This window comes from Ruegeria sp. AD2(2025), assembly GCF_056542385.1.
Map to the genome: position 1 here is coordinate 1 of NZ_JBQFZS010000004.1, position 22641 is coordinate 22641.

The 22641-nt window shown below is 59.1% G+C and carries 16 protein-coding genes; 7 read left to right on the forward strand and 9 right to left on the reverse strand.

The genetic code is table 11. The features are described 5' to 3' along the window. Nucleotides 1-231 precede the first annotated feature (231 nt). Nucleotides 232-5052, forward strand: coding sequence for an NAD-glutamate dehydrogenase (locus ACR1XV_RS09645; protein WP_480530696.1), 4821 nt, complete (start codon nucleotides 232-234; stop codon nucleotides 5050-5052). Nucleotides 5053-5519: 467 nt separating this feature from the next. Next, complete coding sequence (locus tag ACR1XV_RS09650; RefSeq protein ID WP_480530698.1) at nucleotides 5520-6800, forward strand: NAD(P)/FAD-dependent oxidoreductase; 1281 nt, start codon at nucleotides 5520-5522, stop codon at nucleotides 6798-6800. A 39-nt stretch (nucleotides 6801-6839) separates the two neighbouring features. Here the strand turns inward: ACR1XV_RS09650 and ACR1XV_RS09655 are convergent, their stop codons facing one another. The 6 genes from ACR1XV_RS09655 to ACR1XV_RS09680 all read right to left on the reverse strand — a co-directional run bounded on the left by ACR1XV_RS09655 (nucleotide 6840) and on the right by ACR1XV_RS09680 (nucleotide 12945). Further along, nucleotides 6840-7571: a type 1 glutamine amidotransferase gene (locus tag ACR1XV_RS09655; RefSeq protein WP_480530700.1), complete on the reverse strand. Its 732-nt coding sequence runs from the start codon at nucleotides 7569-7571 to the stop codon at nucleotides 6840-6842. Between the two features lie 15 nt (nucleotides 7572-7586). Beyond that, on the reverse strand, nucleotides 7587-8927 hold the full coding sequence (locus ACR1XV_RS09660) for a glutamine synthetase family protein (protein WP_480530702.1): 1341 nt from the start codon (nucleotides 8925-8927) through the stop codon (nucleotides 7587-7589). Further along, nucleotides 8924-9742, reverse strand: coding sequence for an ABC transporter permease (locus ACR1XV_RS09665; RefSeq protein ID WP_480530704.1), 819 nt, complete (start codon nucleotides 9740-9742; stop codon nucleotides 8924-8926). Before ACR1XV_RS09665 ends, ACR1XV_RS09660 begins: the two co-directional genes overlap by 4 nt. After that, a complete protein-coding gene (locus ACR1XV_RS09670) occupies nucleotides 9739-10635 on the reverse strand; it encodes an ABC transporter permease subunit (protein ID WP_480530706.1) in 897 nt (298 codons plus the stop codon). The genes ACR1XV_RS09665 and ACR1XV_RS09670 overlap by 4 nt, the downstream gene beginning before the upstream one ends. 12 nt (nucleotides 10636-10647) lie before the next feature. Continuing rightward, the gene (locus ACR1XV_RS09675; protein ID WP_480530708.1) at nucleotides 10648-11787 is read right to left on the reverse strand and encodes an ABC transporter ATP-binding protein; all 1140 of its coding nucleotides are present in this window, start codon (nucleotides 11785-11787) and stop codon (nucleotides 10648-10650) included. A gap of 69 nt (nucleotides 11788-11856) precedes the next feature. Beyond that, nucleotides 11857-12945, reverse strand: coding sequence for a polyamine ABC transporter substrate-binding protein (locus ACR1XV_RS09680; protein WP_480530710.1), 1089 nt, complete (start codon nucleotides 12943-12945; stop codon nucleotides 11857-11859). A gap of 151 nt (nucleotides 12946-13096) precedes the next feature. On the opposite strand from ACR1XV_RS09680, the gene ACR1XV_RS09685 reads away from it, so the two are divergent. The 5 genes from ACR1XV_RS09685 (at nucleotide 13097) to ACR1XV_RS09705 (ending at nucleotide 19337) form a co-directional block, all read left to right on the forward strand. Further along, nucleotides 13097-13747 carry a GntR family transcriptional regulator gene (locus tag ACR1XV_RS09685; RefSeq protein WP_480530712.1) on the forward strand — a complete coding sequence of 217 codons (651 nt, stop codon included), beginning with the start codon at nucleotides 13097-13099 and terminating at the stop codon, nucleotides 13745-13747. Nucleotides 13748-13867: 120 nt separating this feature from the next. Beyond that, on the forward strand, nucleotides 13868-15244 hold the full coding sequence (locus ACR1XV_RS09690) for a glutamine synthetase family protein (protein WP_480530714.1): 1377 nt from the start codon (nucleotides 13868-13870) through the stop codon (nucleotides 15242-15244). A gap of 15 nt (nucleotides 15245-15259) precedes the next feature. After that, on the forward strand, nucleotides 15260-16654 hold the full coding sequence (locus ACR1XV_RS09695; RefSeq protein ID WP_480530716.1) for an aspartate aminotransferase family protein: 1395 nt from the start codon (nucleotides 15260-15262) through the stop codon (nucleotides 16652-16654). A gap of 15 nt (nucleotides 16655-16669) precedes the next feature. Further along, a complete protein-coding gene (locus ACR1XV_RS09700) occupies nucleotides 16670-17971 on the forward strand; it encodes an NAD(P)/FAD-dependent oxidoreductase (RefSeq protein WP_480530718.1) in 1302 nt (433 codons plus the stop codon). 31 nt (nucleotides 17972-18002) lie between these two features. After that, a complete protein-coding gene (locus ACR1XV_RS09705) occupies nucleotides 18003-19337 on the forward strand; it encodes an NAD(P)/FAD-dependent oxidoreductase (protein ID WP_480530720.1) in 1335 nt (444 codons plus the stop codon). Between the two features lie 103 nt (nucleotides 19338-19440). Here ACR1XV_RS09705 and ACR1XV_RS09710 read toward each other — a convergent pair whose 3' ends face one another. Genes ACR1XV_RS09710 through dctP form a run of 3 tightly spaced genes read right to left on the reverse strand, consistent with a single transcriptional unit; the run spans nucleotide 19441 to nucleotide 22293 of the window. Continuing rightward, nucleotides 19441-20733, reverse strand: coding sequence for a TRAP transporter large permease (locus tag ACR1XV_RS09710; RefSeq protein ID WP_480530722.1), 1293 nt, complete (start codon nucleotides 20731-20733; stop codon nucleotides 19441-19443). Nucleotides 20734-20756: 23 nt separating this feature from the next. Continuing rightward, nucleotides 20757-21263 (reverse strand): TRAP transporter small permease, encoded by a 507-nt coding sequence (locus ACR1XV_RS09715; RefSeq protein ID WP_480530724.1) that lies wholly within the window; start codon nucleotides 21261-21263, stop codon nucleotides 20757-20759. 19 nt (nucleotides 21264-21282) lie between these two features. Then, nucleotides 21283-22293 carry a TRAP transporter substrate-binding protein DctP gene (gene dctP, locus ACR1XV_RS09720; protein ID WP_480530726.1) on the reverse strand — a complete coding sequence of 337 codons (1011 nt, stop codon included), beginning with the start codon at nucleotides 22291-22293 and terminating at the stop codon, nucleotides 21283-21285. Nucleotides 22294-22641 lie beyond the last annotated feature (348 nt).

Sequence of the window (22641 nt, forward strand, 5' to 3'; positions counted from 1 at the left end):
CGTCTCGAATATGTCGTGACAAAAAAGGACCAGCGTTCGCGGTGTGATGATGACCGCGCGAATGCAGCCGGTTGGGTCGGAACTTTGGATTGTGACATTTGGCACTGTTTGAAACCGGATTTCGCAGGTACCGTCGGCGTCAGGGCGTAGGTTTGAATGAGGCGAGCGGGTCAGGTGGGATTCGCTGCCAAAGGAATTTGAATGGCGGTTGGCCGCCGCTGGGAGAGTGTGATGACTAAGACAGAAAACCCCGCTTTCGATCAATTGCTGAACGACGTGCGTGCCATCGGGTCGGCGCGGTTGGACAAGTCAGACTATGATGATTTCCTGACCGCTCTGGACCTGCTGTTTGGCCGTTCCTCGTTCGAAGATCTTCAGGGCCGGACAGCGGAAGAAGTCTATGGCGCGTCTCTGGCGCTGTGGAAGTTCGCTGCGCATAGGACGGCAGGGACGGCCCGGGTGCGAATGTACAACCCGCGTATGGCAGAGCACGGGTGGGAGTGCGGTCATACTGTTCTGGAAATCGTCAATGATGACATGCCGTTTCTTGTCGACTCGGTCACCTCGTTTCTGGCTGGCAAGGGTTTGTCGATACACACTCTGATTCACCCGCTGCTGCGGGTCGAACGCAATGCCGATGGCACCCGGACCGGGGCGCCTGTCAAAACCGGTTCCGATTGCCTGTCCGAGTCGATGATGCAGGTTCAGATCGATCAGATTGGCGACGCCACGCAGCTTGAGCGGCTTGAGGCCGAGATCGCCCAGATTATGAAGGACGTCCGCGTCTCGGTCGAGGACTGGCAGCCGATCATGGACCGTCTGAGTACCGTGACCGAGATGCTCAAAGCTAATGCGCCGAAGAAATCCAAGGAAGCCACAGGCGAGGTTGTTGAATTCCTCGACTGGCTGGGGCGCAACCATTTCACGTTTCTCGGCTATCGTGAATATGCCGCCGACGGCAAAACCGGCGCCATGCGTCAGGTTGGTGAAACTGCGCTTGGCTTGATGAGTGACCCGGATTTCACGGTTCTGCGCGACCTGCAGGGGAATTTTACCGACCGCTCACCCGAGATGGACGCGTTTGCCAGCGATATCTCACCGCTGATGATTATCAAGGCGAACCGCCGCTCGACCGTTCACCGCGCGACGCATTTCGATCTGATTGGGGTCAAGCAGTTCGACGCCAAGGGAAAGCAGACCGGGGAACATGTGTTCATCGGCCATTTCACCGCTGCTGCCTATAACCGAAGCCCAAAGTCGATCCCTTTGCTGCGCCAGAAGGTCGAACGCGTGATCGAGCGGTCCGGCTTTACCCCCGAGAGCCACGATGGCAAGGCGCTGATGCATGTTCTGGGGACTTACCCGCGGGATGAACTGTTCCAGAGCTCGGATGATCAGATGTTCGAAAACGCTATCGACGCGCTGCATCTGACGATCCGGCCACGATCCCGACTGTTGCTGCGCCCGGATCGTTTCGGGCGGTTTGTGTCCTGCCTCGTTTACGTCCCGCGCGAACGATACAATACGGAGCTTCGGACCAAAATTGGCGACATCCTGGCCGAGGAGTTCGAAGGCCGCGTTGCAACATGGGAACCTGCCTTTGACGAAGTTCTGGCGCGGGTGCATTACGTCATCGCGCTCAGCGGCAAGGTCGCCTCGAAGGAAGAGGCTGCCGCGCTTGAGGCCCGGATCATCGATGCGGTGCGCAGCTGGGCCGACCACCTTCACGACGCGCTGGTTGAACGCAAGGGGGAATCCGAGGGCAACAGGCTTCATGCGCTTTACAGCGAGGGGTTTGCCGCGTCCTATCGGGATGAATTTCAGGCGGTCTCGGCCGTGTCCGACATCGACAAGATGGAGCAACTGACCAGCGAAACCGGGTTGGAGCTGAAGTTTTACCGCAGACTCGAAGACCCCGAGCACAGTGTGCGCTTCAAGTTGTATCGGCGCGGGCAATCTGTGTCGCTGTCCGATTGCCTTCCGATCCTTGAAAACCTTGGTTTCCGCATTCTCGCCGAGCATCCCTTCCGGATTGATCGCGGCGAGGACACGATCTGGATACACGATTTCCACATGCAATCGTCGGATGGGCAGAGCATCGATGTCACCGCAGTCCGCAGCAATCTGGAGGAAGCATTTTCGTCGCTTTGGGCGGGGAATGCCGATGATGATCCGCTGAACCGGTTGGTGCTGGTTGCTGGCCTGTCTATCCGCGAAACAGCTCTGCTGCGGGCTTATGGCGGATATCTCCGTCAGGCCCGGATTCCGTATTCGGTGCCTTATATGCAGGACGCGCTGATCGCCAATCCGGATATTGCACGTAAGCTTGTGGACCTGTTTCAGGCCCTATTCGACCCGGTCGTGTCCGGCGATTCTGACACTCGGGAGAAGGCGGCGGACAAGATTGCCTCGGACATCGAGGCGATGCTGGAATCGGTTGCGAGCCTCGATTTCGACCAGATCCTGCGCCGCTTCCGCAATGCGATACAGGCGACGCTGCGCACCAACTATTTCCAGCCTGATCCGGATGGCGGCGAGAAAGCCTATATGTCGTTCAAGTTCGACTGCTCCAAACTGGACGAACTGCCGCTGCCGCGCCCGTGGCGCGAGATTTTTGTCTATTCGACCTCGGTCGAAGGCGTTCATTTGCGCTATGGCCCGGTCGCACGCGGCGGCCTGCGCTGGTCCGACCGCAAAGAGGATTACCGCACCGAGGTGCTGGGGCTGGTAAAGGCGCAGCAGGTCAAGAATGCCGTCATCGTGCCCGTCGGCTCTAAGGGCGGGTTCCTGCCCAAGACCCTGCCGGCCGGTGGCACCCGCGAAGAGGTGATGGCCGAGGCGGTGCGCTGTTATCGGATTTTCCTGTCGGGGATGCTGGACATCACAGACAATTTTGCGGGGTCCGAGATCGTTCCACCCAAGGCGGTTGTGCGCCGCGACCCGGATGATCCGTATCTGGTTGTGGCCGCCGACAAGGGCACCGCGACGTTTTCCGACTTTGCCAATGATCTGGCCACGGAATACGGGTTCTGGCTGGGCGATGCCTTCGCGTCGGGCGGGTCGAACGGCTATGACCACAAGGGCATGGGGATCACCGCCAAGGGCGGATGGGAGGCGGTCAAGCGCCATTTCCGCGAGTTGGGCCATGACACCCAGACGCAGCCTTTTACGGTTATCGGCTGTGGTGACATGTCGGGTGACGTATTCGGAAACGGGATGCTGCTATCGGACCAGATCAAGCTGGTCGCGGCCTTCGATCACCGCGACATTTTCATCGACCCGACACCTGATCCGGCCACCAGCTTTGCGGAACGCAAGCGGTTATTTGAACTGCCACGCTCAAGCTGGGAATCCTACGATGCCAAGCTGATTTCGAAGGGCGGCGGGGTGTTCTCGCGCGCGTCCAAGTCGATCAAGCTGACGCCCGAAATCCGAAAGCTCACCGGGCTGGATGCCAAGACTGTCACCCCGTTCGAACTGATCCGGGCCCTGTTGAAATCGCAGGCTGATCTGATGTGGTTCGGCGGGATCGGCACCTATATCAAGAGCGATGCGGAAACCCACGCCGATACCGGTGACCGCGCCAATGATCAGGTCCGTGTCAACGCCGACGAGGTGCGGGTGCGGGTGGTCGGCGAAGGCGCGAACCTCGGCGTCAGCCAGCGGGGTCGGATCCAACTGGCGCAGGGCGGAGTCAAGATCAACAACGATGCCGTCGACAACTCGGCCGGGGTGGATTGCTCGGACCATGAGGTCAATATCAAGATCGCCCTGGGTGCGGTGGTTGATGCTGGCGACATGACGGAAAAACAGCGCAACACACTACTGGCCGATATGACCGATGAGGTGAGCGAGCTGGTGCTGAAGACCAACTATCACCAGACTTTGGCAATTTCGCTGGACGAGGCCGCGGCCCCCGCGCTGCTGGACGAACATGTCCGTTTCATGGAGACGCTGGAGTCTCAGGGTAAGCTGGACCGTGCGGTCGAGTTCCTGCCCGATGACGAAGAGATTGCCGAGCGCCGCAGCGCCGGTCGGGGTCTGACCCGGCCCGAGATCGCCGTCCTGGTGGCCTATGCCAAAAACGACATCTTCTCGGATCTGGTGGAATCGGACGTTCTGGACGATCCGTATATGGAACGGTTCCTGATCGAGTACATGCCCACGCCGTTACGCACCTCGCATCTTGAGGTGTTGCGCAACCACCGCCTGCGCCGCGAGATCATAGCCACGGTGGTCGTGAACATGCTGGTCAACGAAATCGGCCCGACCTTCTGCGCTCGTCTGCGCGAGGATACCGGGGCAGGGGTGGGCGAGATCGTCAAGGCGTTCATTGTCGACCGTGAGATTTTTGGCCTTGCCGAAACCGCGGCCGAGGTCAACGCGCTGGACAACACGCTTGCGGCCGATGTGCAGATCGAGATCCACCGCGCCCTGTCGGAAATGCTGGCCGCGCAATGCCAGCGGCTGATCAAGAACAATGTCCGGTCGATTGGCGATGCCATCTCGGTTTTTCGGCCTGGCATCGCAGAAATCGCATCTGTGGCCGAACAAACGGTCAGCGCCTATTCGCTGGAACGGCTCCGGCAGCGGACGTCCGAGTTGCTGAAAAAGGGCGCTCCGGAAAGTCTGGCTTCGAAGGTCGCGACTTTGGAGTTGCTGGGCGGGGCGATGGATATCTTCGATGTCTCGGAACGCTTGCAGCTTGAGGTGGGAGACGTGGCGGCGAGCTATTTTGCCACCGGTGCCCGGTTCAGTCTGGACTGGCTGCGCTCGCGTGCCCGAAGCGTCGTGGTCGGTGATCATTGGGAACGCGTGGCGCTGGTCCGGCTGATGTCAGATATCCGGGTGCATCAATCCAACATCGCCGCTGCAGCGCTGGTGCTGTCCGACGCGAAATCCGGTCAGGACAGTGTCGCCCAGTGGGTGGACGGGAACGGTGATCTGGTACAGCGAACCGACCGGCTGATCGCGGAACTGCGCTCTGGCGGCGCGCTGAGCGTGTCGAAGCTGGCCGTCGCGTCCTCGCATTTTGCGTTGTTGTCGAGCTGAAGACGGATACTGAAGAGACCGGCCATACGACGCCTTCCGGCGATGCGCGGTGGCTCGGCGCGGCGGTGGCAGAGCCTACCTAATAGGTCGATCCGATCTATTGCAGACGTAGTCTGCCGCCGGTTCAGGGGCCGACCAGGCTTGAGGCCGCTCTGGAAGCCAGAGACAAAGCGCTCAGTTCGGATGTGGTGAGCCCTAGAGCGCTGATCTGACGGACCAAATGGCTGATGCAAAGTCCCGCCTGCTGTCGTGGGATGGTGGCCCGTTCGCTGAGGGAGGCGCTGGAGCTGTTTGCTTTCAATTTTGGTCAAAATACGGAGTATGGAGACACTTCGTGAGATCAGCTGATTTGCGAGCATTGGGGAAATCATAATATATAATAGATTTTTCTTCTTGGGGCGAAGAGCGAACGCTTGCACTTATAGTTTTCTTCGAGGTATTTTTTTGATCAAAAATAGAGAGTCTGGATGCACGCAAATACCTATTACGCCGCGACGGCCCGTGACACAAAAGGCTTTGCGCAGTTAGCTGAACACCTGGATGTGGACGTTGCCATCGTTGGCGGCGGGTTTAGCGGTGTCGCGGCGGCGGTTGAACTCGCCGAGCGCGGAAAATCTGTCGCGCTGCTTGAGGCAAACAGGATCGGCTGGGGTGCCACGGGCCGCAATGGCGGGCAGGTAACCGGCAGTCTTTCCGGTGATACCGCCATGGCGCGCGAGTTTCGCCGTACAGTCGGCACCGAGGCGGACGAGATGGTTTGGCAAACCCGGTGGCGTGGCCACGACATCATCCGGAACCGGGTCAAGAAATACGGGATCGAGTGTGATCTGACCTATGGCCATCTGCAAACCGCAATGAAACCAGCACATTTGGAGGAGTTGAAGGCGATCCACGACGCCGGGCAGGATCGCGGCATGAGCGATGAGCTTGAATTGCTCGACGGCAAGGACATCCCGAACTATCTGGAATCAGACCTCTACTGCGGCGGGCTTTTGAACCGGCGTAATATGCATTTGCACTCGATGGACCTGTGTGTGGGTGAGGCGCGCGCGGCGGAATCGCTGGGCGCGCGGGTCTTTGAAAACTCGAAAGTTCTGAGGATTGATAACGGAAACCGCCCGACACTAACGACTGAACAGGGTCGGGTGACGGCGGACAGGGTTCTGGTAGCCGGCAACGCCTATCACTTCCTCGAACAAAGGGACATGGGCGGCAAGATGTTCCCGGCCTCGCTGGCCAACATGGCCACCGTGGCGCTGGGCGAGGATGTGGCGCGCAAGATCAACCCGCACAATCTGGCGGTGTATGACTGCCGCTTCATTCTGGATTACTATCGGTGCACCGCCGATCACAGGTTGATGTTTGGCGGCGGCACCAACTATTCGGGCCGTGACAGCAAGGACATCGCCGCCGAACTGCGCCCCGCGATGGAACGGACCTTTCCGCGCCTCAGGGGCACCGAGATCGAGTTCAGCTGGGCGGGTATCGATGGCATCGTTCTGAACCGCATCCCTCAGGTCGGCCGGATCGGCGACAATGTCTTCTACGTTCAGGGCTATTCCGGTCACGGCATCGCGCTGACCCATATTCTGGGCGAGATCATGGCCGAGGCGATCTGCGGCGATCTCACCGAGTATCTGATCTATGAAAACGTGAGACACATGAAACTGCCCTTTACCCGCGCGCTTGGTAGTCAGGCCATCGCGGTGGGGATGATGTACTACAAGCTCAGGGAGAAACTGCGCTGAGGCGCAGGAGCGCATCGGGCGTACAGGCGGGACGACGGGCTAATCTCGCTCGATCCGGTTCAGCAGATAGTCTTTTACCAGCCCCGCCAGCATGGCCCGGTTATCCTCGATGGCCATGTTGCGCTGAGCCCGATCGACATCTTCGTCCTGCAGAACGCTGCCCCGGCGGCTTTCCAGAAGCGCGCTTGCATAGGGTTTGGCGAATTCCGGGTGGCCCTGAACGGTGATGGCAAAGCCGGGGTACCACAATGCGCCGTGTTCACAGAACGCGGTTGAGGCGATGGTGATTGCGCCTTGGGGTTTTTCTTCGACCTGATCCTGATGATAGGCCTGAATGGCGATCTTTTCGGGGGCCGGACCCAGTTCCTGTGGCCAGTCCGGGGTGATCGGGTATTCGTGCACGCCCAGCCCCCAGCCTTTGTCCGATTTGCGCACCACACCGCCCAAGGCTTGTGCGATGATCTGGTGGCCAAAGCAGATCCCGAACATCAGTCTGTTTGCCGCGCGGACGCTGCGAATGAAGGCCTCAAGCGGTGGAATCCAGCTGTGGTCTTCGTAGGCTCCGAATTTCGATCCGGTAATCACCCACAAATCCGCTTCTTCCGCGCTTGCGGGGAATTCGCCATCCAGCACGGCGTAGGCCGAGAACTGGGCATCCAGATCGCCCAACCACTGGCGAACCATGCCTGGATAATCGCCGAACTTGGCGGCCAGTTCCTCGGGCGGGCGACCGGTTTCGAGAATGCCAACTCGGATTTTTTCAGGGTTCATCAAGGCCTCGGAGAGCTACATGCGGCTCAGATAGTAAGTGTATTCTGCCGGTGTAATTGCATCGAGGATCACGGAAATCTCATCCCGTTTCACGGCGGCATAGACCTCGCGGTAGGGGCCAAAGCAATCGGCGGCAATGTCGGATCCGGCAAACCGGTCCACCGCAAGCGACCAGTCATGGCCAAGCGGTTTCGCCGGGATGCAGGCGGGGTCATCCAGCGGCAGGGGCAAGGTCACGGGATTTTCCAGACCGTGCAGCATACCACCCAGAATGGCGGTCAGTACCAGATAAGGGTTGGTGTCGGCACCACTGATGCGATGCTCAAGCCGTGCAGCGGGGCCTTTGGTCTCGGGCAGCCGGACCGAGGCTGCGCGATTATCCAGCCCCCAATCCGGGGTGGCGGGTGCAAAGCTGTTGGGCCGGAAACGGCGATAGGAGTTGGCGTGCGGGGCAAAGATTGCCTGCAGGTCGCGCATACTGTCCAGAACGCCGGCGACCGCGTTCCTGAGGGGCTGCGAAACGACTTCCTCTCCTGTCGGCGTAAAGATGTTCTGCCCCGCGCGGTCAATGACCGAGGCGTGGACGTGCATCCCGTTGCCTGGCTGGTCGGTATAGGGTTTGGCCATGAAGGTGGCCTCATAACCGTGGTTCTGGACCACGCCGCGCACCAGTCGCCGGAACAGGATCGCGGTTTCGGCCGCTGCAAGCACGTCGTCCGTGTGGTGGAAATTGATCTCGAACTGGCCGGGACCATATTCGGCAATCAGTGTATCGGTGGCCAGACCCTGCGCGGCACTAACGGACAGGATTTCGTTCAGAATCGCCTCGCGCCGGGCCAAAAGCTCCATATCATAGTTCTGGGCATCAGGGCTGAACGCGGGCGGAACGGGGGCCTCGGACCGCTCGGACCGGGCACGCAGGATATAAAACTCAAGCTCGGTCGCCACGACCGGTCGCCATCCTTTGTCGTCATAGCGGTCGATGATGCGCTGCAACAGCGCGCGGGGTGAGTTTGGACTGATAGTTCCGCCCATATCGGTCATTTCGACCAGAACCTGCGCAACGTTGCCGGGCAGCCAGGGGGCAGGATGAAGGGTGCCGTCTATGGGCACCAGAATGCCATCGGGATCGCCGACCTCGATCCCCAGACCGGTCTCGGCCACCTCGTTGCCCATGATGGCGGGCGCATAAGTGGAAAGGGGCAGGCGCACGGCCCCCTTGATCAGCTTGTCTGCCCCGTCACCGGGCAGCCATTTGCCCCGCAGCACCGCGTTGCCATCGCAGAGCAAAAGCTCGATCCGGTCGGGTGTGCCATGCGCGGCGCAATAGGCGTTATATTCGGTGGTGAAGCTCATGTTGCCTGATCCGCCATCTGTTCTTCGCGTTGCCGTCTGGTCACGGCGCGCTTGTTGACGAGCGATGCAGTGATCGTGCCGACCGTAACGATCGCAATCAGAATGGTCGACAGCGCGTTGATCTCGGGCGTGACGCCCAGCCGGACCGAGCTGTAGATGCGGATCGGCAGGGTTGTCGATGACGGGCCCGCCACAAAGGACGCGATCACCAGATCGTCGAGCGACAGCGTCAGCGCCAGCAACCAGCCCGAAATGACTGCGGGCGCAATGATTGGAAGTGTGACCAGACGAAAAGCCTCGAAAGGCGAGCAGCCGAGGTCCAGCGCCGCCTCTTCGACCGAGCGATCAAAGCTGACCAGTCTGGAACTGACAACAACCGAGACGAAGCACATCGAAAAGGTCGCGTGAGCCAGAATGATGGTGAACACGCCGCGATCCAGTCCGATGGAAATGAACAGCAGCAGCAACGACAGACCGGTGATCACCTCTGGCATGACCAGCGGGGCATAGATCATGCCTGAAAATATGGTACGCCCAAAGAAGCGCCCGCCGCGTACCAGCACATAGGCCGCCATTGTGCCCAGGATGGTAGCGATGATGGACGAACCGAGCGCAACCTTGAGCGTCACGACCGCCGCGTCCAGAAACGCCTCATTCCGCATCAGTTCGCCATACCACTTGGTCGAGAACCCAGCCCAGACGGTAACCAGCCGCGATTCATTGAAGCTGTAGACCACCAGAATGACCATTGGCAGATAAAGAAAGGCGAAGCCAAAGGTCAGAGAAGTGGTGTTGAACCATGTCAGACGTCTCATTGGTCGGCCTCCATCATTTTCTGCTCGTTGCGCTGGTACAGCACAATCGGAACAATCAGGATCAGCAGCAGGATCACGGCCACGGCGCTGGCCACCGGCCAATCACGGTTCGAGAAGAATTCTTCAAACAGGACCTTACCGATCATCAGTGTGTCCGAGCCGCCCAGCAATGAGGGGATGACAAACTCACCCAATGCGGGGATGAAGACCAGAAAACACCCGGCGATCACGCCTGCCTTGGACAGCGGGATTGTCACCAGCCAAAAGGCCGTGGTGCGCGAACATCCCAGATCCTCTGCCGCCTCAAGCAGCGAGCCGTCCAGCTTTTCCAGCGTCGAATAGATCGGCAGGATCATGAACGGGCAGTAGGTGTAGACGATGCCGATATAGACGGCGGCGTTGGTGTTCAGAATGGTCAGCGGCTCACCGATGATGCCCAGCCCCAGAAGGATTTGGTTCAAAAACCCTTCCTGACTGAGAATACCCATCCATGAATAGACCCGGATCAGAAAGCTGGTCCAGAAGGGCAGGATCACCAGCATCAGCAGCGTCGGGCGCCATTCGTCCGGCGCGTTGGCCATGCCGTAGGCAATGGGAAAGCCCAAAAGCAGGCACAGAAAGGTCGATATGAACGCGATCTTCAAACTGGACAGATAGCTTTTCCAGTAGAGGTCATCGGTTGTCAGAAAGACGAAGTTCTCGAAATCCAGTTCCGAGAAAAACTCGGAGATTGCGGCCCAGCCGCCCGAGATATCCAGCGTCGGCGTATAGGGTGGGATCGCAAGGGCCGTGTCGGATAGTGAGATTTTCAGGACAATCCCGAAGGGCACCAGAAACAGGAACAGCAGCCAGATATAGGGTGTGGCGATCAGGAGGAAACGGCGGTAATTCATCGCGGCCCCCGTTTACTTGTCCAGCACGATGCCAGCGGTTTCGGTCCAGGACAGCCAGACCTCATCGTCCCAAGTCAGTTCCCGGCGGGCGATCCGCCGGCTGTTGGTGGCCTGTGCTTTGACCATGGTCCCGTTCGACAGCTCGACCTTGTAGGTCGAGATATTGCCCAGATAGGCGATATCGTGGATCTTGCCGCGCACCGCGTTGGTCTTGCCATCTGGGCGGTCCTTGCTGATGGCCACCTTTTCTGGACGAACGGCAAAGGTGCAGCGCGCCTCGATATCCGGGGCGTGGGGGCATTCGGCGACCAGAGGTGGTTCGCCCTCGGCCCAGAACAGTTCGGTCTTACCATCGCCGCGGGGGCGCGTGTTGCCTTCGATCAGGTTCACATCCCCGATGAAATCGGCCACGTAGACCGAGTTCGGGGTCTCGTAAATCCTGGCTGGGGTTTCGACCTGCACCAGCTTGCCGTGGTCCATTACCGCGATCCGGCTGGCAACGGTCATTGCCTCTTCCTGATCATGGGTCACGATGACAAAGGTTGTACCGGTCTTTTCCTGAATATCCATCAGTTCGAACTGAGTATCCTGACGCAGTTTTTTGTCCAGCGCGCCCAGAGGTTCATCCAGCAACAGCAGCTTGGGGGCCTTGGCCAGCGCCCGCGCCAGCGCCACGCGCTGTCGTTGACCACCCGAGATCTGATGCGGTTTGCGGCGGGCGAATTTGTTGAGCTGGACAAGGTTGACCATCTCTTCCACCCGCTGTTCGACCTCAGCCGCCGGCATCTTGTCGCGCCGCAGGCCAAAGGCGATGTTGTCCCAGACTGAAAGGTGGGGGAACAGCGCATAGCTTTGAAACATCATGTTCACGGCGCGTCGGTTGGGGGGAACATTTGCCATGTCCTGACCGTCGATCGTGATGACGCCTTTGCTTGGGGTCTCGAACCCGCCCAGCATCCGCATCAACGTGGTCTTGCCGCAGCCCGAGGGACCAAGAAGGGCAAAGAACTCGCGGGGGTAGATATTCAGCGTGATATCGTCAATTGCGGTGAAGGCCCCAAAGGTCTTGGTGACCGAGTTGAACGAAATCAGCGGCGTTGCCTGCGGGTCCGCCCATGGCTCAAAATCTGTTGCAGTAATCGGAGTTGCCATTCGTTGTCCCCCCAAAAAAGTTCCGCCTGCCCGGTGTTGGGCAGGCGGGTTTGCTATTGGTAACCGGGCTCAAGTTCCAGACTTGATCTTGGTCCACAGGCGCGTCACCACACGCTGGACCTTCGGATCATACGGTCTGGTCGTGTAGAGATTTTCCAGCGTCGCTTCGTCAGGATAGATCGCCGGGTCGCCGATCACATCTTCTTCCAACAGCGCCTGAGAGGCTTCGTTGCCGTTGGCAAAATAGACGTAGTTCGAAGCGGCAGCCATGTTCTCGGGATCCATGATGAAGTTCAGGAACGCATGTGCGCCCTCCGGGTTTGGTGCATCCGCAGGGATCGCCATCTGGTCGAACCACATCAGCGCGCCTTCGCTGGGCGCGTTATAGGCGATCTCCACGCCATTCTCGGCCTCTGCGGCGCGGTCGCGGGCCTGCAGGATGTCACCCGACCAGCCAAAGGCCACGCAGATATCGCCGTTGGCCAGCGCGTTGATGTATTCCGAGCTGTGGAACTTCCGGATATAGGGACGGACGCTCAGGAAGACCTCCTCGGTTTTGGCGATGACATCCTTGTCGTGGCTGTCGGGGTTTTCACCGATATAGGCCAGCGCGGCTGGGATCAGTTCGGACGGTGCATCCAGGAAATAGACACCACATTCAGCCAGTTTGGCCATATTGTCCGGATTGAAGATCAGATCGAGCGAGCCCACGGGCGCATCAGCACCCAGAACTTCCTGAACCTTGCCGACATTGACCCCGATCCCGGTCGTACCCCACATGTAGTTGATCGAGTATGCATTATCCGGGTCGTACTGGGCCGTGCGCTCCTCAATTACGTTCCACAGGTTGCCCGAGTTCGGCAGCTTGCCGTCGTCCAGCTTCTGGAACGCACCTGCCGCAATCTGGCGCTGCAGGAAGGTGCCCGAAGGGACGACAACATCATAGCCTGAGCTGCCGGACAGCATCTTGGTTTCCAGCACCTCGTTGCTGTCAAACACGTCGTAGACCAGATCATACCCGGTTTCTTCTTCGAACTTGGTCAGCAGATCCTCGTCGATATAGTCCGACCAGTTATAAACGCGTACTTCTTCTGCCCAAGCGCCCTGAGCAGCAAGAGCGACCGCCATGACGGCGGCGCTGGACTTCAAATTCGGCATTGGCTTCTCCCATCTGGATTGGATTTTGAGTGGTTTTTCTCTCAACATTTGATCAAAATCCGATTCGATGCAACCCTCTCAAAAAAATTTGATAGTTTTCCATGGTGTGCTAAGTTGACGCCGATTGTGGTTCCCGCAGGAAAGATGAGACATGAACCGCTTAGTCGGCAAAAAGCCCGAGCACGAAACGATATATGTCCGCGTCAAAGAGATGATATTGTTCGGCGAGTTCATTCCCGGTCAGCCGATTACGATTCTGGGCCTGTCCGAGGAATTGGGTGCAGGTGTCACTCCGGTTCGTGAAGCGATTCGGCGGCTGACGGCTGAGGGTGCGTTGCGGGCGCTCAAGAACCGCCGGGTCGAAGTGCCCGAAATGACTGAACACCGTCTGGAGCAGATCGAACTGGCCCGGATGTCGATTGAGCCTGCTTTGGCGACGATGGCGGCGCGGAGCTTTGACAGGCAGGCGATTTCCGAGCTTGAAAGGCTGGATAATCTGGTGGATCGGGCCATCGAGCTTGGCGATACCCGTGATTATCTGGCAGCGAATTATCAGTTTCACTTCACCCTTTATGAGGCCGCAGATGCCTTGATTCTGCAACGCATTGCCGAATCCATGTGGTTGCAGATCGGGCCTTCGCTGCGGGTGGTTTGCGGCCGATACGGCACCGAGAAACTGATGGACCAGCACCGCGAGGCGATCGAGGCCCTGCGAGATGGCGACGCCGAAAGGGTGCGGACGGCGATTGAAGAGGACATTCGGCAAGGGATCGAATTTGTCCGTCAGACGGTTCTGGTCTGACAAAACCGGTGTGTCGAAAACATGCCCGGAACGTTCGTGATTGACTAGAGATAATTTTTGATCAAAATGATGCCGACTGAGAAAGGCATCCCGTAATCGGCGATGTGGCGGAGGTTTTTGATGGAAAAGGTGCGCACTGTTCAGTGGCAGGATGATCTGCCCGAAGAATTTGTGGCCTATGCTCAGGGGCGCCGGATCGATGAGGTCGAGTGCATTGTGCCCGATCTGGTTGGAACCTCGCGCGGCAAGGCGATGCCTTGCGTGAAATTCAACCCCGACGCCGAGCTCGCGCTGCCTGTATCTTTGTTCTACCAGACGATCTCGGGCGAATATGTCGATATGGAGATCGAAAACCAGTGGCTTGAAAAGGACATTGTCCTGAGGCCGGATATGAGCACCGCAACTGCTATCCCGTGGTCCCCGGATCTGTCGGTGCAAGTGATCTGCGACATGTTCAACCGCGACGGCTCGCCACTTGAGATTTCTCCGCGGGCTGTTTTGAGGCGGGTCGTCAAAGCCTATCACGACCAGGGCTGGAGGCCGGTTGTTGCACCCGAACTTGAATTCTATCTGACCAAACCCAATCTGGACCCGAATGAAGCCATCGAACCTCCGCTTGGGCGGACCGGCCGCAAAGGGGCCAGCCGGCAGGTTTATTCGATGGCTGCGGTGGATGAGTTCGGTGAGGTGATCGATACGATCTATGATTTCGCCGAGGCGCAAGGCCTTGAAATCGACACCGTCATCCAAGAGGGCGGGGCCGGTCAGATCGAGATCAATCTGATGCATGGTGACCCGCTGCGCCTTGCCGATCAGGTGTTTTACTTCAAACGCACCATCCGCGAGGCGGCGCTGAAGAACGGGGTCTTTGCCACCTTCATGGCGAAACCGATCCGGGATGAGCCGGGAAGCGCGATGCACGTGCATCAAAGCATCGTCGACATCCACACCGGGGCCAATGTCTTTTCGGCTTCCGATGGCGCTGCGTCTGATCTGTTCCGCTGGTTCATCGGCGGGTCGCAGAAATACCTGATGCAGGTCGTGCCGCTGCTGGCGCCTTACGTGAATTCGTACCGTCGGATCACGGTTGACGGTCAGAGCGCCCCGGCAAATATCGAATGGGCCGCAGATAACCGGACCACAGGATTGCGGGTGCCCCATTCCGGCCCGGCGGCGCGCCGCCTGGAAAATCGTGTTATCGGCATGGACTGCAACCCTTACATCGCAATCGCCGCGTCGTTGGCCTGCGGCTTGCTGGGGATGCGCAACAAGGTCGAACCCCGGCCCGAGGCCAGGAAAGAAGTGTGGGAGGTCGAGGAGCCGCTGCCCGCCACCCTGCGTGAGGCGCTGGATGTTTTTGATGAGGCCAAGGAAATCCGCAACCTGCTGGGAGAGGAATTCTGCAGCCTTTATGCCGGTATCAAGCGCGCCGAGAACGAAGAATACCAACGCGAGATTTCCCCTTGGGAACGCCAGCACCTGTTGCTGAACGTCTGATCTGAGAGGCCAGTTATGACTACTTTTGCGAACCACCTGCCCACCGCGGAATTGCAGGCCATCGATGCGGCCCACCACATGCACCCGTTCACCACCGGCAACGAGATCAACGACAATGGTGCCCGCATCATCACCAGTGCCAAGGGTGTCTGGCTGAAAGACAGCGAAGGGGCCGAGATTCTGGATGGAATGGCCGGGCTTTGGTGCGTGAACATCGGCTATGGCCGTTCCGAGATTGCAGATGCGGCCGCCCGCCAGATGCAGGAACTGCCGTTTTACAACACATTCTTCCAGACCTCGCATGTGCCCGCGCTGATGCTGGCCAAGAAACTGGCCGAGCTCGCGCCGGGCGATCTGAACCATGTGTTCTTTGCCAATGGCGGCTCGGACGCCAATGACACCAATATCCGCATGGTGCGGACCTATTGGGCCGAAAAGGGCCAGCCGGATCGCAACGTGATCATCTCGCGCTGGAACGCCTATCACGGCTCGACCATCGGCGGGGCCTCGCTTGGCGGGATGAAGGGGATGCACGGGCAGGGTGGTTTGCCCATTCCGGGCATCGAGTTCATTGATGAGCCCAACTGGTGGGCGGATGGCGGCGACCAGTCGCCCGAAGAGTTCGGCCTGGAACGCGCGCGCCAGCTGGAGGAAAAGATCAAAGAGGTCGGGCCAGACAAGGTTGCCGCCTTTATCGGCGAGCCCATTCAGGGTGCAGGCGGCGTCATCATTCCGCCCACCACGTACTGGTCCGAGATCCAGCGGATTTGCGACAAGTATGGCATCCTGCTGATTGCGGATGAGGTGATCTGCGGTTTTGGTCGCACCGGCAATTGGTTCGGCTCGCAAACTTTGGGCATCAGGCCCGATATCATGACGATCGCCAAGGGGCTCAGCTCGGGCTATGCGCCGATCGGGGCGTCGATCGTGTCGGATGAGATCGCGCGCGTGATCAATGACACCGAATTCAACCACGGCTATACCTATTCGGGCCATCCGGTGGCCTGCGCCGTCGCGCTTGAAAACCTGCGCATTCTGGAAGAGGAAAACATCCTGCACCATGTGCAGACCGTGGCCGCGCCTTATCTGAAAGAAAAGTGGGAGGCGCTGACCGATCACCCGCTGGTCGGCGAAGCCCGGATCGAGGGGATGATGGGATCGATTGCTCTGACGCCAGACAAAAACACCCGCGCGCCCTTTGCCTCGGATGCCGGTACTGTGGGTTATATCTGCCGTGAACGTTGCTTTGCCAACAATGTCATCATGCGTCATGTGGGTGACCGGATGATCATCTCGCCACCGCTGGTCATCACGCGGGCCGAGATTGATATTCTGATTGATCGTGCCCGCAGATCGCTGGATGAATGCCTTGAGCAGATCCGCACAGACGGCATTTTCAAGGCGGCCTGAGACCAAGAACATCTGATGGACCTGCTCACCGCCAATGACCGTCCGGGGGAATACCCGCGATCTTACTACGCTGAGGCTGCAGAACAGCTTGCGCCGTTTCCGAAGGCGCAGGGCGCGCTTGACTGCGATGTCTGCGTCGTGGGGGCAGGGTTCACGGGTCTATCCACCGCCTATCATCTGGCGCAGCGCGGCTATGATGTGATTGTGCTGGACGCGCAGCGCTTAGGCTTCGGCGCATCGGGCCGCAATGGCGGTCAGGTCAGCATGGGCCAGCGGCTGGATCAGGAAGAACTTGAGGCGATGGTCGGCGATGAGCACGCCCGCCAGCTCTGGGAAATCGGGGCGCAGGCCGTCGATCTGGTGCGCGAACTGACCGCAAAGGATGAGGTCCGCACGGGTTTTCATGACGGCGTGATCCACACGGTTCATCGCGCGCGGTATCAACAGCATAACGAACGCCATGTCGAACACATGTCCGTAAAATACGGCTATGACAAAATACGCCTGCTGGACAAGGACGAGTGCCGCCATCTGGTGAACTCACCCGCCTATTTCGGTGGCACGCTGGACATGGGTGGGGGCCATGTGAACCCGCTGGAACTGGTTCTGGGGCTGGCGCGGCTGGCGGTGGCTGCGGGCGCAAAGATTTTTGAACAGTCCAAGGTCACAAATATTGCCGAGGGTGACCCAGCTGTCGTCAGGACCGACGGTGCGCGTATCAATGCGCGCTATGTCGTACTGGGCTGCAACGGTTATCTGGGCGATCTGCAACAGCATGTGGCGCAGCGGGTCATGCCGATCAACAATTTCATCGTCTCGACCAGACCGATGAGCGCAGAGGCGCAGGAAAACCTGATCCGCAACAATTATGCTGTGGCCGACAGCAAGTTCGTCATCAACTATTTCCGGTTCTCCGACGACCATCGCCTGCTGTTTGGTGGCACCGAAAGCTATGGCTATCGCTTTCCGTCGAACATTGCGGATGCCGTGCGCAAACCGATGACTGAGATTTTTCCGCAACTTGCCGGGGTCGAAATCGAACACGCCTGGGGCGGCACGCTGGGGATCACGATGAACCGGATGCCCCATTACGAACGGATCAGCGGTAATATCCTATCGCTTTCGGGGTTTTCCGGCGCGGGCGTGGCCCTTGGTACGCTGTCGGGTCAGATCGCTGCCGAGACCATCGCGGGGCAGGCCGAACGCTTTGATATCATGGCGAAGGTGCCCACCAGAACCTTCCCCGGCGGGCCCATGTTCAGGACACCCTTGCTGGTTCTGGCCATGTTGTGGTTCAGTCTGCGCGACAAACTCTGACAGGGTCACCGGTCCTGTGGGCAGGCATCGCATGAAACGCATTTATGAACCTTTGGCCTATGGCGACCGCCCGATCCGAGATCGGTATTGGGACGACACGGTTGCGGCGCCCTTGCCGGTTTACCCGTCACTTGAGGGCGAGCAGAACTGCGAATTTGCGGTGATCGGCGGTGGCTATACCGGATTGTCGGCAGCCCTGAGATTGGCCGAGGCCGGGGCGGATGTGGTGGTGCTGGACGCGCAGGCTGTGGGCTGGGGTGCTTCGGGGCGCAATGGCGGGCTGGTGTCGACCGGCAGCGCAAAGCTGGGCGATGCCGCGGTCAGACGCCGATATGGCGACGCAGAGGCGCGGTTGTTCTTCGACGCCGAACGCGCGGCGATAGAACTGGTCGAGGATTACGCCGACCGCTTTGATCTGGATATCGAGAGGCAATCCAAAGGCTACACCTATGTGGCGCATAGTGCGCGAGCAGTTTCCGACCTTCAGGCTTATGCTCGGCAATATGCCGACCGATACGGGCTGAAATCCGAGGTCGTCCCAAAGGACGAGATGGCCCGGCACGGGATGAACAGCCCCGAATTTCACGGCGCTGTCCACCTGCCGCTTGGCTTTGCCCTGAACCCGATGAAATTCGCGCTGGGGCTGACAGATCAGGCAGAGCGGGCAGGGGTTCGGCTGCATTCGCACAGCCCCGTGTCCCGGATCGACCAGCAAGGTACGCATCTGTTGCATACGCCGCAAGGCAGGCTGCGTGCGCGCAACCTGTTGGTGGCGACCAACGGCTATTCCTCGGACGATCTGCCCCCGGCGCTTGTCAGCAGGTACCTGCCGGTGCAATCCAATATCCTTGTCACCCGTCCGATGAGCGATACCGAGCTTCAGGCGCAGGGATGGACAAGCCATCAAATGGTCTGTGACACGCGTGACCTGCTGCATTACTTTCGGCTGCTGCCAAATAACCGGATGTTGTTTGGTCTGCGCGGATCGGTGCGCGTGACGGAAGCCAATCTGGACGCGACACGGGCCCGTGCACGCAGGGATTTCGACCGGATGTTCCCCGCGTGGCGGGACGTGGATACTGAATACTTCTGGTCGGGCCTGATCTGTATGACCCGCAATCTTGTACCTTTTGCCGGCGCTTTACCCGGTTTGGACAATGCGTGGGGTGCGTTGGGATATCACGGCAGCGGCGTGGCAATGGCGCCTTATGCCGGTACGCTGATCGCGGATCTGGCCCTCGATCGGTCGCGCCTGCCGCATCCCCAGCTGATGAAGCGCCCGCTGCGCCGGTTCGAACTGGGACCCCGGCGCAGATGGTCCCTACCACCGGCGTTCGCCTGGTACAGCATCAAAGACGGTCTCTGACCGCTATCCCCTGAAAGGTGTGGGCCGCCTAGCTCGAAGCGCGGCGCTGTCCGTTAAGTCGGGCGGAGGCTTTGTTCTGGGCCCCGGCGCAGCAACATATCTGTCAGAACAAGAGATCGGGCAGAAACAGGGCCAGCGCCGGGAACAGTGTCAGGACCAGGATGGCAAACAGGTGAATGAGCCAATACGGCACGGTTGCGACCGCGACGCGGCCCAAGCTGACCTCATTATTGGTTAGTGCGGTCAGAACTGACAGGTTCAGCCCAACCGGTGGCGTGACCTGACCGATCTCGATGACGATGGTGATGATGACCCCGATCCAGATCGGATCAAAGCCCAGCCCGGTCAGCAACGGGAAAACGACCGGCAAGGTCATGATCATCAGGGAAAGGCCGTCGAAAAAGCAGCCCAGTACCAGATAGATCAGCACTACAATCAGCAGCACACTATAGGTGCCCATCCCGCTTTCCGCCACCACCTCAAGGATCTGTTGCGGCACGCCCAGAATGCTGGTCGATTTCGCCAATATGGTCGCGCCCAGCACCAGAAACCCGACCGAGGCGAACAAGAGAACGGACTGATAGACCGCCTCGACAAGCTTCTTCCAGGTGAGATCACCCCAAATGGACGAGATGATGACGGCCAGCACCACGCCTACTCCGGCTGCTTCGGTGGGTGTGGCCAGCCCGCCCACAATGCTGCCGATGACTGCAATGATCAGCGCCAGCAACGGCCAGATCTGTTTGAAGCCCGCCAGTGTTTCGCGCAGGGGTAACGGGGTCTCATCGCGGGGGGCGATGGCCGGGTTTCTGGCGCTTTTCACGAACAGGTAGGCCATGAACATCAGTCCAACCAGAAAGCCCGGGATGATCCCGGCGGCGAACAGGCGCCCGATCGACGTTTCCGTCAGCGCACCATAGATCAGGAACGACAGGCTGGGCGGGATCAACAGGCCAAGCGTACCGCCGCCCGCCAGACTGCCCACAATCGTATCCTTGTCATAGCCACGTTTGGACATCTCAGGATAAGCGACCGAGCCCACCGCCGCCGCAGTTGACAGGCTGGAACCGCTGACCGCTCCAAACAGCGTGCAAACCGCGATATTGGTGTGCAGCAACCCGCCCGGGATGCGGCGAAACAGCGGGGAGAATGCAGAATACGCCCGCTCGCTGATGCCGCTGCGCAAAAGCACTTCGCCCAGCAGGATGAACATCGGAACCGCGCTGAGGGTGAATGAGTTAAAGACGCTCCAGATTGCGTCTACGGCGAGCGATGTGGCCCCGTTCGAGAAGAAATGCAGGATCAGAAGTCCGGTCAGGCCAAGGGCCGCCCCAAGCGCCACGCCCGTACCGGCGGTGGCAACCAGCGCACCTGTCAACGTAAGCCAGAATGACATGTAGAGGCCTCTTTTGCCGGGGATTATTCGATGTCAGCGTCGGTGTCGGGCACCCGGTCCAGCACGCCGACCAGTCGCGCCACCAAGATGGACATGGTCAGGGCAAGCGAGATCGGCATCAGCGCCATCCATGGCCAAAGCAGTATCCGAGTGGTTTCGGTTTTGAGGCTGCGCTTGAAGGCAAATTCGAACCAGGGGATCGTCTCGACAATCAGCCAGAGGAAAAATGCGATGCCGACCAGAAGGGCTGCGATTTGCATCGCGTCATGCAGCCTGCCTTTCAGCATGTCCGCCAGCAGCGACACGCGGACATGCTTGGCGCGCAGCGTTACCATCGGCAGGCCCAGAAACAGCGAAACACTCAGCAACAGGCCAACAACTTCTTCGGTGATATGCAGCGGCGTGTTGGCAAATTTACGCATCAGAACGCTGGTCACGATAAGGCCAACGATCGCGATCATCCCCAAAGCCGCCGCCGCAGCGCAGGCAAGGGCCAGACGATCCAGCCCCTGCGCAATGGTGTGTTTCAAACCTCGGCCCATCTGAGGGTCAGCGGCCCAACGCTGTCAGGACACGCTCACGATAGGCAGGCGCGTTGCCACCAGCCTCTTCTGCAAGCTCGGCCCAGATTTCGGTGACATTCGACACAAACAGGTCACGGTCTTCCTGCGAGAAATCTTCACCCCAGGTCACGCCTTCCTCGCTCAGCTTGTCGCGCGCGGCCAGTTCGCGTTCGAAGTCGTCTTCATATTGATTTGTGCGCTCCCACAAAGCGTCTGCCGCCGTTGCAATCGCCGCTTTGGTGGCGTCATCTGTGGCTTCCCACTTATCGGTGGCCACGCCGATCACGTAAGGACCGGACGCCATCGGATACAGGAAGGACGCATATTTGGCGACCTCCTGCAAAGAGACTGTGTGCGCATAAAGTGCCGGGTAGAGCGCGCAATCGACCACGCCGGTTTTCAGCGCCACATACATCTCTTCCTGCGGAATGATCTGCGCGGCCACACCGAGGCGTGTGAAGGTTTCGACCTGATCCCGCGCCCAGACGCGCAGCTTCTTCGACTTCAGGGCGTCGATGGTGCGCACAGGCTCATCCCGGCAGAAGACCGACACCGACAGCATCGGGATCGGAACGTAGCCCACCGAGGTCACGCCCCAATCGGTAAACTCCTCTTCGTAGATTTCGCGCACGGTCGGGATTGCTTTCTCGAACTCTTCAATCGAACCGATGGTGCCCTGAACCACTACCGAACTGAGCGCAGGTGCGTCGCGCCCCAGATAGTTCGCCCAGATCAGGCTCATCTCAACCGCACCTTTGGGCAGGAACCGGAGGGTGTCGGTATTGGGCAGGCCCAGCGAACCTCCGCTATAGAGCTTCAGTTCGTTCTCACCCTCAAGGGCGGCGTTTACATCTTCGACAAAGCGTTCCAATTCCGCGGTTTCGGGGCGGGTCTCGGGCAGGAAATTGTTGAATCGCCACTCTTCTGCATCAACCGGGGCAACGGCTGATAGGAAAGCGGCCGCGCCAATAGCGGCAGATCGGAAAGTTCTTTTCACGTTTTGTCCTCCTGAAGTGTTCGACATTTGGCTCTTTGTCGAGCTCTTGGAATTTCGATTTTTGTGCCGCTCGGGATGAATTTGATTACTGGTTTAAGGCAGATAGGTGCTGTCGCACCCCCCCGATTGAAAGCATAGAAAGTGCTGGGGCCGTTGCAAGTTATACCTGCGTCTGGATCACAGAGCGTCATTGCGTCGAAGGATGGTAGTAACTTTTCGCGAAAGCATCCAGCAGCGAAATTCGATGGTTCTTATCCTCAGGTTTTGGATTTTCCGTTTCGTTTCAAAATCTTGTCATTGGGGGCGTTTGCGCGAAAGCGCTCGATTGGACCAGTTTCTGTTCATATG